This is a genomic window from Paraburkholderia kirstenboschensis (genome assembly GCF_032806925.1).
Classification (GTDB): domain Bacteria; phylum Pseudomonadota; class Gammaproteobacteria; order Burkholderiales; family Burkholderiaceae; genus Paraburkholderia; species Paraburkholderia kirstenboschensis.
In genome coordinates, this window is record NZ_CP136513.1 from 3757853 (window position 1) to 3771122 (window position 13270).

Here is a 13270-nt window from a genome sequence, read left to right on the forward strand (position 1 = left end):
CCGTTTTGCTTGTTGCAACTAACCGTGCGTGTGCGCTCGCGCGTTACTTCACGCGCATGCCCGGCTTGGCGCCGCTGTGCGGCTCGAGCACGTACAGGCCGGGTTCGGCTTTCTCGTCGGCCGCCGAAGCCGCCAGCACCATGCCTTCCGACAGGCCGAACTTCATTTTGCGCGGCGCGAGGTTCGCGACCATCACCGTTAGCTTGCCGATCAGTTGCTCCGGCTGATACGCGGACTTGATGCCGGAGAAGACGTTGCGCGTTTTCTCTTCGCCGACATCCAGCGTGAGTTGCAGCAGCTTGTCCGAACCTTCGACCGCCTTGCAGTCGACGATCTTCGCGACACGCAGATCGATCTTCGCGAAGTCGTCGATCGAGATGACTTCGGGCGTGACGTCCTTGTCGCCCTTATCCGCGGCGGCAGTCTTTGCCGCTTTCGACTTCGCCTTCGCGTCCGCGGCCGGCGCACCCGTTTCCGGCGTGGCTTGCAGCGAGTCGCGATTGGCCGCGAGCAAGGCTTCGATCTGCTTCGGGTCGACGCGAGTCATCAGATGCTTGTACGCGTTGATCGGACGCGCCGAACTGAGCGGTACGTTGGCGTCGGCCCATACGAGCGGCTCGATGCGGAGGAACGCTTCGACCGCTTCCACGAGCTTCGGCAGCACGGGCTTGAGCGCAAGCGACAGCAGGCGGAACGCCTCGATGCTCACGCTGCAGGTTTCGTGCAGCGCGACGGCATTGGCCGGGTCCTTCGCCTGATCCCAGGGCTTGGCCGTGTCGACGTAAGCGTTCACTGCATCGGCCAGTTCCATGGTGTGACGCAGCGCGCGGTTGTACTCGCGGGCTTCGTAGTTCGCGGCGATCTGCGGCACGGCGGCGCGCAGCGACGCGAGCAGCGGGTGCTGCATCGCGCTGTCCTGCACGCGGCCGTCGAAGCGCTTGATCAGGAAGCCGGCGGCGCGGCTCGCGATGTTCACATACTTGCCGACCAGATCGCTGTTCACGCGCGCCTGAAAGTCGTCGAGATTCAGGTCGAGGTCTTCCATTGTGCTGTTCAGTTTGGCCGCGAAGTAGTAGCGCAGCCATTCCGGGTTCAGGCCGGTGTCGATCACGCTTTGCGCGGTGATGAAAGTGCCGCGCGACTTCGACATTTTCGCGCCGTCCACGGTCAGGAAGCCGTGCGCGAACACGTTGGTCGGCGTGCGGTGGCCCGAAAATTCGAGCATGGCCGGCCAGAACAACGTGTGGAAATACAGAATGTCTTTGCCGATGAAGTGATACTGCTCAGCCTTCGAGCCTGGGCGAACCCACGCGTCGAAGTCGAGCCCGCGCTTCTGGGCGAGGTTCTTGAAGCTCGCGTAGTAGCCGACCGGCGCATCCAGCCACACGTAGAAGTATTTGCCCGGCGCGCCCGGAATTTCGAAGCCGAAATACGGTGCGTCACGCGAAATATCCCAGTCGGCGAGCTTGGCTTCACCGGCGTCGCCCAGCCACTCGCGCATCTTGTTGGTCGCTTCCGGCTGGGCAAGGCCGCCCACCCACGCGCGCAGGAAGTTCTCGCAGCGCGGGTCGGACAAGCGGAAGAAGTAATGCGTCGATGTCTTGCGAATCGGCGTGGCGCCCGACACCACCGAGTACGGATTGACGAGCTCGGTGGGCTGATAGGTCGAGCCGCACACTTCGCAGCTGTCGCCGTACTGGTCTTTCGCGCCGCACTTCGGGCATTCGCCCTTGATGAAGCGGTCCGGCAAGAACATTTCCTTGACCGGGTCGTACGCCTGTTCGATCTCGCGCGCGTCGATCAAGCCCGCTTCCTTCAGCGCGAGATAGACGTTCTCGCTCAGGACGCGGTTCTCTTCGGAATCGGTCGAATAATAGTTGTCGAACGAGATGCCGAAGCTGTCGAAGTCGCGCTTGTGCTCCTGCCAGACGCGGTCGATCAGCTGCTTCGGCGTCAAACCTTCCAGTTCCGCGCGCAGCATGACCGGCGTGCCGTGCGTGTCGTCGGCGCCCACGTAATAGACCTCGTGCCCGTGCATTCGCAGCGTGCGGACCCAGATGTCCGTCTGGATATATTCGACCAGATGGCCAATATGAATTTGCCCGTTCGCATAAGGAAGGGCCGACGTGACGAGAATCTGGCGGCGGGCCGACGGCGCGCCTGCAGTGAGATCGGTTGCGGGTGCTGACATAAGGATGGTGGGAGCCTGCGGTGGGACGAAAGGTCGATTCTAGCAGGGCAGACGTCCCGCGGGCGCGGGCCCGCGCGGGGCGCCCAGCTTGCCGCGCTGCATTGGGCACTGCGAAAAGTGAGCGCCCAAAAAAAAACCGGGGCGATTAACCCCGGAGCAACAACGACAAGAGGAGAATGGTGACGCGGCGGCTTCGCCAGCCACGTACCGTAAAGACAGACAGCGGAATTTCCGGAGAGTTCGAAATTTTTTCGCCCTCGTGAGAGATTTCCCGCGCTGCATTTTTTACGGCTCGATCAGCCTCAGGCCGCCGGCCACGCGATAAGCGAACCGGCGACGCCGGTCAGCCCGGCAGGCCGGTGGTGCGCGCCTCCGGCCCCTAATTCCCCTTTGCGGTCGCGCGTTATCGTTATTGCGTGGTGTGCTGAGCCGTGGCGCGCAGATAGATTTCCACACGACGGTTTGCTGCACGGCCGGCTTCGGTGTTGTTGTCGGCGATCGGCTGGTTCTGGCCCATGCCTTGTGCCGACAAACGCTGCGGCGCGACGCCGCGTTGCGCCAGGAAGCCCGTCACGCTTTGCGCGCGATTGACCGACAGCGTCTGGTTATACGCCGGCTGACCGGTGCTGTCCGTGTAGCCGATTACTTGTGCGATCACTTCCGGGTTCTGCTGCAGCGTTTGCGTCAGCTGATCCAGCACCGGTGCGAACGACGGCTTGATCGCATAGCTGTTCGTGTCGAACGTGACCGAGCTCGGAATGTTCAGCTTGAGCGAGCCGTCCGGCTGCTCGGTGATCTGCGTGCCGGTGCCCTTGGTGGCACCCGACAGTTTGTTGTGAATGGATTGCCAGTTGTAGCCGGTAATACCGCCCACCGCTGCACCGACGCCGGCGCCAATCGCCGCGCCCTTGCCGCCGCCGAAAATGGCGCCCAGCGCCGCGCCGGTGCCGGCGCCCACGCCCGTACCCACGGCCGTGTTAGTGCCCTGTTGGCTGGCGCAACCTGCCAGCAAGGAGCCGGAAACGGCGAGAACGGCGAGGCGAGTCATGATTTTTGCATTCATTGTTGATTCCTTTCGAGTAAAGCGAATGACGCGAATAAAGCGCGCGAATAACACGCGCGGGTGAAGCGTCCGTGGCGCTAGAGTCTGCATGGCGAACGTCACGGCACCAGAACAGACTGCTCGACAATACGGACAAGCCGAGGGGCCACGCGAGCGAGGCGTAAGACCAAACGCGTTCTTCAGTCCCGGTCCGACAATGAAGAAGGGTCTTCCGGCAGCGCTCGACGTGAGCCACTACAATAAAGCTTGGCGTACGCAGCGATGCGGCCCCACGGCGGTCCGCCGGCCCAAAGGGTGCCCGGCACGCCTGGTTTTCGCAATGCTGTCTAACAATTTCTTGCAATTCCGGCGCGTGGCGCGATTTCGATCCCGTCGCGCCGCAGGTGTTCCCTTGGAGTGTCAATGAGTATTGATCGGGCTTTGGTCGACGCTGCCCTCGCAGCCGTCACTGACCCCAACACCGGCCGGCCGTACGCCGCTGCCAGGAACATTAAGAACGTCGCCGTGGAGGGTGACACGGTTAGCGTCGCGGTGGTACTCGGCTATCCGGCCATGCGTCAGTTCGAGGCGATCCGCAAGCAGTTCGCCGACGCGTTGCAGGCCGTGCCAGGCGTGGTGCAGACGCACATCCAGTTGTCGCAGGAAATCGCCGCGCATACGGTGCAGCGCGGCGTGAAACTCTTGCCGAACGTTAAAAATATCGTGGCCGTGGCGTCGGGCAAGGGTGGCGTCGGCAAGAGCACGACCGCCGTGAACCTCGCTCTGGCGCTGGCGAGCGAGGGTGCGTCGGTCGGCATACTCGACGCCGATATCTACGGACCCTCGCTGCCCCTGATGCTGGGCATCGAAGGGCGCCCCGAATCGCCGGACGAAAAGACCATGAACCCGATGACGGGCCACGGTCTGCAGGCCAACTCCATTGGCTTTCTGATCGAGCAGGACAATCCGATGGTGTGGCGCGGCCCGATGGCCACGTCGGCGCTCGAACAGCTGCTGCGGCAGACCAACTGGCGCGATCTCGATTACCTGATCGTCGATATGCCGCCGGGCACCGGGGATATCCAGTTGACGCTGTCGCAACGCGTGCCGGTGACCGGCGCCGTGATCGTCACCACGCCGCAGGACATTGCGCTGCTCGACGCCCGCAAGGGTCTGAAAATGTTCGAGAAAGTCGGCATTCCGATTCTCGGCATCGTCGAGAATATGGCGATGCATATCTGCTCGAACTGCGGCCACGAGGAGCACATCTTCGGCTCGGGCGGCGGCGAGCGCATGGGCAAGGAATATGGCGTCGACGTGCTCGGCAGTCTGCCGCTCGACATTGCGATCCGCGAGCAGGCCGACTCCGGCCGTCCGACGGTAGTGGCTGATCCGCAAGGGCGCATCGCGGAGATTTATCGCACCATCGCGCGCAAGGTGGCGGTTCATATCGCCGAGCGCGCCCGCGACATGACATCCAGATTTCCCAACATCGTCGTGCAGAACACCTGACGAGCCGTTCAAACGACGGGTGGAAGGGGCGCGCAGGCGTCTATTCGCGCCGGGTCTCGCGGTATCATGTCGACTTCACAGGTTCGGCTCGGCGACCGCAGGGGCGGCCGCCAGCCGGCACGAGGATCGCATGGGAAAACGAATCGACTGGCAGGCGGTGCATGCCTTCATCGTCGTGACTGCCAGCAGTATGCTGTTATGCGGCTGCAGCGCCTTCCTGAGACCACAGGAAAAGCGCGCCGACGCGCAGTTGCTGCCCACCGTGGGCAATCAGGCGCGCGGCCTCGTTACGTTCATCGAGCGCTCGGACGGCGTGCAGGTCACCTACAATCTCGCGGGACTGCCGCCCAACAGCGATCACGCGCTGCAAGTTCACGAGCGCGGCGACTGCAATGCCACCGACGGCTCCAGCGCCGGCCAGGTGTTCTCGCCGGCTGCGGAGCGTCTGAAAGCGGGCGCGCGCGTCGAGGGCGATCTCGGCAACATTCATGCGGACGCGAACGGCGTGGCGACCGGCTTCATCGTCGCTCCGGACGTCTCGCTTGACGGTATCCGTTCGGTTCTGCAACGCGCGGCGCTGCTGCATCACGACGCAACCGATCCCTACGCGTATCCGCCGCATGGTGCGGGTCCCGCGCTTGCTTGCGGTTTGATCCGTCAATGAGCGATCACCGCGTGTCTGGCCTGTTGCTCCTACCTGTGGCCGAGCGGCCAGAAGCGGACCAAACGCGGACCAGAAGCGGACCCCAGCGGCTTCCCAGCGCTCAGCAGTGGCCCCCATGTGCGGCAGCATCCTCGTGATCGCGTAAAATAAGCGCCTTTCGCGGCGGCGGCCCGTCGGCGTCATCGCCAATGCTGCCTTCGGGCAGCTTCTTGCGGGGCGCACCGGCAAAACCCGGCCCTGAAAAGTGGGACAACCGGCCGCAACGTGTCCGGCACGCGCCGCGTTGTTATCCGTCACACACCTGTTATTCACGTCGAGCAGCGTTCACCTATGACCATCAAATCCGACAAGTGGATCCGGCGCATGGCCGAGTCGCACAAAATGATCGAGCCGTTCGTGCCCGATCAGGTTCGCGTCTCCGAAGACGGCCGGAAGATTGTCAGTTACGGCACATCGAGTTACGGCTACGACATTCGCTGCGCCGACGAATTCAAGATCTTCACGAACATCAACTCGACCATTGTCGACCCGAAAAATTTCGACGAGAAATCGTTCGTGGACTTCAAAGGCGACGTCTGCATCATCCCGCCTAATTCGTTCGCGCTCGCCCGCACGGTCGAGTATTTCCGCATTCCGCGCTCGGTGCTGACCGTGTGTCTTGGCAAGTCCACTTACGCGCGCTGCGGCATCATCGTGAACGTCACGCCGTTCGAGCCGGAGTGGGAAGGTCACGTCACGCTCGAATTCTCGAATACGACACCTTTGCCTGCGAAAATCTACGCAAACGAAGGCGTCGCCCAAGTGCTGTTTTTCGAAAGCGACGAGATTTGTGAAACGTCGTACGCGGATCGCGGCGGCAAATATCAAGGACAGCACGGGGTCACGTTGCCGAAGACGTGACGTCGGCAGCGCATTGACCCGCCAGGTACACAGGGTGACCGCTGCAATCTATCCAGTGCAGCGGTCGTTCTTTTTGGAGAATCGCCCATGAAGTTCCGTTTTCCCGTCGTCATCATCGACGAAGATTTCCGCTCCGAGAACATCTCGGGTTCCGGCATTCGGGCTTTGGCCGAAGCAATCGAGAAAGAAGGCGCGGAAGTGCTCGGGTTGACGAGCTACGGCGATCTGACTTCGTTCGCGCAGCAGTCGAGCCGCGCGTCGTGCTTCATCCTTTCGATCGACGACGACGAGCTGCTGCCCTACGTCGAAAACGTCGTGGTTGAAGGGGAAACGCCGGAGTTGGCGGCCGCGATCGTCGCGCTGCGCGCGTTCGTGACGGAAGTGCGCCGCCGCAACGCCGACATTCCGATCTTCCTGTACGGCGAAACGCGTACTTCTCGCCACTTGCCTAACGACATCCTGCGCGAATTGCACGGCTTCATCCACATGTTCGAGGACACGCCGGAGTTCGTCGCGCGCCATATCATCCGCGAAACGAAGGTTTATCTGGATTCGCTCGCGCCGCCGTTCTTCAAGGAACTGGTGCAGTACGCCGAAGAAGGCTCGTACTCGTGGCACTGTCCTGGCCACTCGGGGGGCGTCGCGTTCCTGAAGAGTCCGCTCGGTCAGATGTTCCATCAGTTCTTCGGCGAGAACATGCTGCGCGCGGACGTCTGCAACGCCGTCGACGAACTCGGGCAACTGCTCGACCACACCGGCCCCGTTGCGGCCTCCGAGCGCAACGCCGCGCGCATCTTCAGCGCAGACCATGTGTTCTTCGTGACCAACGGCACGTCGACCTCGAACAAGATCGTCTGGCACGGCACGGTCGCGCCGGGCGACATCGTATTGGTGGACCGCAACTGCCACAAGTCGATCCTGCACGCGATCACGATGACCGGCGCGATTCCGGTGTTCCTCACGCCGACGCGCAACAACTTCGGCATCATCGGTCCGATTCCGCGTTCGGAGTTCGAGCCGGAAAACATCCGCAAGAAGATCGAGGCGAATCCGTTCGCCCGCGAAGCGCTCGCGAAGAACCCGAACCTGAAGCCGCGCATTCTGACGATCACCCAAAGCACGTACGACGGCGTGATCTACAACGTCGAGATGATCAAGGAAATGTTGGGCGAATGGCTCGACACGCTCCACTTCGACGAAGCGTGGCTGCCGCATGCCGAATTCCACGAGTTCTATCAGGACATGCACGCGATCGGCGCGGGCCGTCCGCGCATCGGCGCAATGGTCTTTGCCACGCACTCCACGCACAAGCTGCTGGCCGGCATTTCGCAAGCTTCGCAGATCGTCGTGCAGGATTCGAAGAACAGCCGCTTCGACAAGCATCGGTTCAACGAGGCGTATCTGATGCATACGTCGACGAGCCCGCAATACGCGATCATCGCGTCGTGCGACGTGGCCGCGGCCATGATGGAAGCGCCCGGCGGCACCGCTCTCGTCGAAGAGTCGATTGCGGAAGCGCTGGACTTCCGCCGCGCGATGACCAAGGTCGACACCGAATACGGCGACGACTGGTTCTTCAAGGTCTGGGGCCCGGACCAGTTCGCCGACGAAGGTATCGGTTCGCGCGAAGACTGGATGCTGCGCCCGAACGATTCGTGGCACGGTTTCGGACCGCTCGCCGAAGGCTTCAACATGCTCGATCCGATCAAGGCGACTATCGTCACGCCGGGTCTGGACATGGACGGCGGTTTCGGCGAGACGGGCATTCCGGCTGCGATCGTGACCAAGTATCTGGCCGAGCACGGCATCATCGTCGAGAAGACCGGGCTGTATTCGTTCTTCATCATGTTCACGATCGGCATCACGAAGGGCCGCTGGAATTCGATGGTGACCGAACTCCAGCAGTTCAAGGACGACTACGACAACAACCAGCCGTTGTGGCGCGTGTTGCCGGACTTCGTCGCGCTGCATCCGACGTATGAGCGCGTCGGTTTGCGCGACCTGTGCCAGCAGATCCACAGCGTCTACCGCGCGAACGACATTGCGCGTCTCACGACCGAGATGTACCTGTCGAGCATGGAGCCGGCGATGAAGCCGTCCGACGCGTTCGCGAAGCTCGCGCACCGTGAGATCGACCGCGTGCCCATCGACGAACTCGAAGGCCGCGTGACGTCGATTCTGTTGACGCCGTACCCGCCGGGCATTCCACTGCTCATTCCGGGCGAGCGCTTTAACAAGACCATCGTCAACTATCTGCGTTTCGCGCGTGAATTCAACGAGCGCTTCCCGGGTTTCCACACGGACATTCACGGGCTCGTCGGCGAGATGATCAACGGACGCATCGAGTATTTCGTCGATTGCGTGCGCGTCTGACAATGCGCTTCATGACGTTCCTCGGAAGCAACCGAGGCTTGCGGCGCCGGTTGCGCGCGCCGGCTTCGGTGCGCGCGGCACAGAGCGCCCTTGTGCGTGCACTTGCAGGCGCGCTGATGCGTACGTTCGCGTGCGCACTGCTAATCGGCGTCGCGCCGCTCGCCGCGCGCGCTGAAGTCGCCGCAGCCGATCCGATCGACGCGGCGATGCGCACGTGTCTGGCACGCAGCGATATGTCGTCGACGGCGGGGCAGGTGCAGTGCATGGAAACTGCGCGCATCGGCTGGAAGACCGCTTTGGACAACGCATGGCAGCAGTTGCAGGCGGAGTTGCCGCCGGCGCGGCGCAAGCAGTGGCAGAAGAGTCAGGCGAGCTGGCAGGCTTCACGCGATGCCGAAACGCAACTGCTCGCGGCGGTGTTCGCCACCACGCGCGGCACGATGTATGTGCTCGCCGAAGCCGATATGCAATTGCAGCCGGTGCGTGACCGGGCGCTCGCGCTGCGCAGCGCGGTGGCGAAGACGAGTGCCGGTGGCGGCGACCCTGCGGGCCGTCTGCGCGCTTGCCGTGCGGACGCGCGCTGCGAACACGCGATGTTCGACCTGAATCGCTACTATCGCCGTCTGCAAGCGAAGATGCCGGCGCGCTCGCGTCCCACACTGACGCGCGCACAAAAGGCGTGGACCGCCTACCTGAACGCGACCACGCCGCTCGTCGACGAGCGCGGCCGCATCGACATCATCGGTGCGCGTGTGGCGACTCTCAAGCGTTTGTCGGAGACGGTCGGCAACGACTAGACCTGCGAGCGGGCAGGCGCTGAGTCATCGACAGGTTCAGGTCAGCGCGTAGCTTTCGGCTTGCGGGTCGGGCAGCGCGACCGCGGGTTCGCCGCGCAGATCGCGTAGTGCGTCTTCAATGATGAGGGACATGGTGTGCAGCGCGAGGTCGTTGTCGTCGGTGCCGAACGGCTCCTCGATTTGCGACGCGATCGCTTCGTGTGCCATGAAGGTGTACGCGACGAACACCGCGAACACCGGCGTAAAAATGCCGATGCTGTCTACGAGGCCAAACGGCAGCGACGCGCAAAAGAAATACACCGTGCGGTGAATCATCACCGAGTAAGCAAACGGCAACGGCGTCGACACGATGCGCTCGCATCCGCCGATCACATCCGACAAGCCATTCAGGTTCCGGTCGAACGCGAGTACAGCCATCGGATCGATCGAGCCGTTCTGCGCCTGGCGCTGCACCCATTCGCCAAGAACCAGCATTAGCGTCGCCGGTTTGTAGCGCGACGCCATGACGCGTTCGAACAACGCAGGCGGCAAGCGTGCGGCGAGGTCTTCGCGCGGATCGCTTCGGCGAAGCTGATGGCGCAGCGCGTGCGGCAACGCGCCCAACGCGGCGCAAAACTCGGCCACTTCTTCTTTCGGCAACTGCGACGTTCGCAAGGTCAGCGCCTGGCGAGTGAGCGAACGCGCGTCATTCAACAATTGGCCCCAGAGCTTGCGCGCTTCCCACCAGCGGTCATAACTGGCGTTGTTGCGAAAGCCGAGAAATACCGCGAGAGCGATGCCGATGAGCGAGAACGGCGCAGTCGTGTTGAGGTTCAGCGAGATTGGCAGCAGATGATCGTGCGCCGCGACCGCAATGACCGAGATCGCGAAAATGAGGAAGAGCCGGGGAAGCAACTGCGGAAGCACCGAGCCGCGCCAGGCGAGCAGCATGCGGAACCAATGGAGATGCGGACGGATGATCATCGGTGTGCTTTGCCGTGAGCGATGGAGTTTCTATTATCGCTTGTTGTCCGGGTCGCGCTATTGAAGCGCGTACTCGCACAGGCAATGCTTCTGTCCGCATTTCAGGAGATGTATGAAGGCCCCGCCGTAGCGTGGCCTTCATACAGAGATCAATCGCGCGCCGATGAAGCCGCGCCGTGACTGAGCCAGTCGAGCACCGCGGTCGCGTCGTCGTCGGCGCCTTGACGTGCTTTTGCCACCGTCTCCGCGACGTCCGCGCTCGGCACCGCGCGGCGAATTGCCACGCCGACCGCCAGAATGTCGATCATCACCAGATGCAGGATCCGCGAAATCATGGAGAGTTGCGACTCGCGAATTTCAATGTGATCGGTTTCGAGCGCGACCGTCGCGCGCTTGGCGAGCGGCGTGTTGCTCGACGTGATCGCGATCACCTTCGCGCCTGCCTGCATCGCTACGTCGAGCACGCGCAGCAGTTCGGGCGCGCGGCCCGACTTCGATACGGCGACGATCACGTCGCCCTTGCCGAGCAACGCAGCCGAAGCGGCCTGCATGTATAGATCGCCGTAGGCAATGGTCGGAATGCCGAAGCGGAAAAACTTGTAGTGCGCGTCCTGCGCGACGATGTTCGAATTGCCGAGTCCGTAGAACTCGATGCGCCGTGCGCCGTTCAGCAGATCGATCGCGCGTTCCACCTGGTCGAAGTTCAGATGCTCGCGCAATTGCAGAATGGCCGACACGGTGTTGTCGAGCACCTTCGCGCCGAAGTCCGTCGCCGTATCGCCGAGATGCACCTGGCTGTGGCTCACCGGAATCGTGCCGGTCAAACCGGTCGCGAGTTTCAGCTTGAAGTCCGACAAACCCTGGCAACCGAGCGAGCGGCAAAAGCGGATCACGGTCGGCTGACTCACGTCGGCCTTGCGGGCAATGTCCACGATCGGGTCGTTGATGATCGAGCGGGGATGGTTCAGCGCGAGATCGGCGACGCGTCGCTCGGCGGGCGTCAGCGCGTCGCGCATCTGCCGGATCCGCTCGAATACCGCCGACGAACTGCCGCCCGCGCGATTCGACAACTGCTCGGCGAGGATCGCGGACACGCCGAGAAACGCCGGATATTCCGCGGTGATCACGTAAGTCGGCACGTTCTGCAAATAGGCCTCGAAACGGCCTTTCGCCTCGAAGCGTTTGCGAAACGACGAGCGTGCGAAGAACTCGCCGAGCCGCGGTACGACGCCGCCGCCGATATAGATGCCGCCGAGCGCGCCGAGCGTCACGGCGATATTGCCCGCAAAGGTGCCGAGAATGCCGCAGAACACGTCGACGGATTCAGCCGCGAGCGGCTCGCCGTCCAACGCGCGTTTGACGATCTCGACGGTGTCGACGTTTGCCGCTACGCGCTTCTTGTCGCGGCCCGCCAGCGCACGGTAGATCACTTCGATGCCGGGCCCCGCGGCCACGCGTTCGAACGATACATGCGACCATTTCTTGCGCGCGTATTGCAGCACGATGTCTTCGCGCTCGTCGGCCGGCGCGAATGTGGCGTGACCGCCTTCGCTGCCGAGCGCGATCCAGCGGTCGTCGGCGGGAATCAGGCCCGACACGCCCATGCCGGTGCCCGGACCGAGCAGGCCGATCACGCTGTTTGGGCGGCGCGTGCCGCCGCCGACCTGCACGCGTTGCGCATCCGTCAGGCCGGGCAGGGCCATGGCGAGCGCGGTGAAGTCGTTCACGACGAGCAGCGTGTCGAAGCCGAGCGCACGGCGCGTGGCTTCGATTGAAAAGCTCCAGTCGTGATTCGTCATGCTGACCTGATCGCCGTCGACCGGGTTGGCAATCGCAATCGCCGCGTGATTCACGCGGCCAATCTTCGTGTCCTTCAGATACTTCTTGATAACTTCAGCGACGCCGGGGTAATCCGCGCACGGGTAGACGTGCACCGAGCCGATCTCGCCCGGTCCGGTTTCCAGCGCAAAGCGCGCATTCGTGCCGCCGATGTCGGCCAGCAGCCTCGGTCCATCGGCGTGCTGGCCCGCGCCCGGAACAGCCTTAGTTTGCACACCAGTAGACATCGAGTCTCACTCCCTTGTCGTTCGCCAACTGCGAGATGGCATTTTTTTGTAGCGAAGATGCGGCGGCGTTCAGCACGTCCATCTTGCGCGGTCCGGCAATCAGCAAAAACAGGTGCTTCACTTCTTTGAGCGCCGAGAGCGACCAGCTCACGCGCGCATGCGGCGCGCTGCCAGGATGCACGGCGACGAAGCGCTCAGTCGTGGTAATGGCGTAATCCCATTCGGGCGCATCGGCGAAGATCGACGCGGTGTGGCCGTCTTCGCCCATGCCGAGAATCGCCACGTCGGGCACGCTGGCGAAACGCGGGTCGGCGTTCAACGCGGCGACATGCGAGTGCAGATCCTGCGCGGTGTCGACGAGCGGCCAGAACGTCGCGTTCTTCGCGGCGTTCTGCAGCAACGTGGCGTGCACGAGTTGCGAGTTGCTTGCGCTGTCGGTCTCAGGCACCCAGCGGTCGTCGACGAGCGTCACCGCGATGCGCGGCCAGTCGAAACTTTGGGTGGATAACGTCTGCAGGAACGGGCGCGGACTGCTGCCGCCGGACACGGCGAGCAGGGCCGGGCGCGTGCCGGCTGTGGACGTACCGGCTGTGGACGCGCCGGATATACCGGCGTCTGACGTCGCCGTCTGTGCGGCCAGCGATGCATGTAACGCGTCGCCAACGGCCTTCGCCAACGCGTCGGATTGGGCGCGTTGATCGTCGAAAGCGTGAAGTTCGATCACTTCTCCTCCGTGCTGCTTTTTTGTAAGAGCTGCGAAAA

General features: G+C 63.0%; 10 protein-coding genes. 5 read left to right on the forward strand and 5 right to left on the reverse strand.

Annotated features, from left to right (window positions below; all coding sequences use genetic code 11):
• Positions 1-43 precede the first annotated feature (43 nt).
• Both metG and RW095_RS39530 read right to left on the reverse strand, forming a co-directional pair.
• A complete protein-coding gene (gene metG / locus RW095_RS39525; RefSeq protein WP_317021023.1) occupies positions 44-2191 on the reverse strand; it encodes a methionine--tRNA ligase in 2148 nt (715 codons plus the stop codon).
• Between the two features lie 409 nt (positions 2192-2600).
• Positions 2601-3254, reverse strand: coding sequence for an OmpA family protein (locus RW095_RS39530; RefSeq protein ID WP_201702618.1), 654 nt, complete (start codon positions 3252-3254; stop codon positions 2601-2603).
• A gap of 402 nt (positions 3255-3656) precedes the next feature.
• Here RW095_RS39530 and apbC point away from each other — a divergent pair, with 402 nt between their 5' ends.
• From apbC to RW095_RS39555, 5 genes are all read left to right on the forward strand, one after another.
• The gene (gene apbC / locus RW095_RS39535; protein ID WP_317021024.1) at positions 3657-4745 is read left to right on the forward strand and encodes an iron-sulfur cluster carrier protein ApbC; all 1089 of its coding nucleotides are present in this window, start codon (positions 3657-3659) and stop codon (positions 4743-4745) included.
• A gap of 130 nt (positions 4746-4875) precedes the next feature.
• The gene (locus RW095_RS39540; protein WP_317021025.1) at positions 4876-5409 is read left to right on the forward strand and encodes a superoxide dismutase family protein; all 534 of its coding nucleotides are present in this window, start codon (positions 4876-4878) and stop codon (positions 5407-5409) included.
• 330 nt (positions 5410-5739) lie between these two features.
• Positions 5740-6309, forward strand: a complete 570-nt coding sequence (gene dcd / locus RW095_RS39545; protein ID WP_006048517.1) for a dCTP deaminase — start codon at positions 5740-5742, stop codon at positions 6307-6309.
• A gap of 87 nt (positions 6310-6396) precedes the next feature.
• Complete coding sequence (locus tag RW095_RS39550; RefSeq protein ID WP_128594492.1) at positions 6397-8682, forward strand: arginine/lysine/ornithine decarboxylase; 2286 nt, start codon at positions 6397-6399, stop codon at positions 8680-8682.
• A 116-nt stretch (positions 8683-8798) separates the two neighbouring features.
• The gene (locus RW095_RS39555) at positions 8799-9479 is read left to right on the forward strand and encodes a lysozyme inhibitor LprI family protein (protein ID WP_317022841.1); all 681 of its coding nucleotides are present in this window, start codon (positions 8799-8801) and stop codon (positions 9477-9479) included.
• Positions 9480-9515: 36 nt separating this feature from the next.
• Here RW095_RS39555 and RW095_RS39560 read toward each other — a convergent pair whose 3' ends face one another.
• The 3 genes from RW095_RS39560 to pgl form a co-directional block, all read right to left on the reverse strand.
• Positions 9516-10442: a bestrophin family protein gene (locus tag RW095_RS39560; RefSeq protein ID WP_317021026.1), complete on the reverse strand. Its 927-nt coding sequence runs from the start codon at positions 10440-10442 to the stop codon at positions 9516-9518.
• A gap of 149 nt (positions 10443-10591) precedes the next feature.
• Entirely contained in the window at positions 10592-12508 is a 1917-nt protein-coding gene (locus tag RW095_RS39565) for a bifunctional transcriptional regulator/glucokinase (RefSeq protein ID WP_317021027.1), read from the reverse strand.
• The gene (pgl, locus tag RW095_RS39570; protein WP_317021028.1) at positions 12486-13232 is read right to left on the reverse strand and encodes a 6-phosphogluconolactonase; all 747 of its coding nucleotides are present in this window, start codon (positions 13230-13232) and stop codon (positions 12486-12488) included. Before pgl ends, RW095_RS39565 begins: the two co-directional genes overlap by 23 nt.
• Positions 13233-13270 lie beyond the last annotated feature (38 nt).

Coding starts and splice junctions, on each gene's coding strand:
- RW095_RS39560 (WP_317021026.1), bottom strand. CDS start 10,442: ATGATCATCCGTCCGCATCTCCATTGGTTCCGCATGCTGCTCGCCTGG.
- RW095_RS39530 (WP_201702618.1), bottom strand. CDS start 3,254: ATGAATGCAAAAATCATGACTCGCCTCGCCGTTCTCGCCGTTTCCGGC.
- dcd (WP_006048517.1), top strand. CDS start 5,740: ATGACCATCAAATCCGACAAGTGGATCCGGCGCATGGCCGAGTCGCAC.
- RW095_RS39540 (WP_317021025.1), top strand. CDS start 4,876: ATGGGAAAACGAATCGACTGGCAGGCGGTGCATGCCTTCATCGTCGTG.
- RW095_RS39565 (WP_317021027.1), bottom strand. CDS start 12,508: ATGTCTACTGGTGTGCAAACTAAGGCTGTTCCGGGCGCGGGCCAGCAC.
- metG (WP_317021023.1), bottom strand. CDS start 2,191: ATGTCAGCACCCGCAACCGATCTCACTGCAGGCGCGCCGTCGGCCCGC.
- RW095_RS39550 (WP_128594492.1), top strand. CDS start 6,397: ATGAAGTTCCGTTTTCCCGTCGTCATCATCGACGAAGATTTCCGCTCC.
- RW095_RS39555 (WP_317022841.1), top strand. CDS start 8,799: ATGCGTACGTTCGCGTGCGCACTGCTAATCGGCGTCGCGCCGCTCGCC.
- apbC (WP_317021024.1), top strand. CDS start 3,657: ATGAGTATTGATCGGGCTTTGGTCGACGCTGCCCTCGCAGCCGTCACT.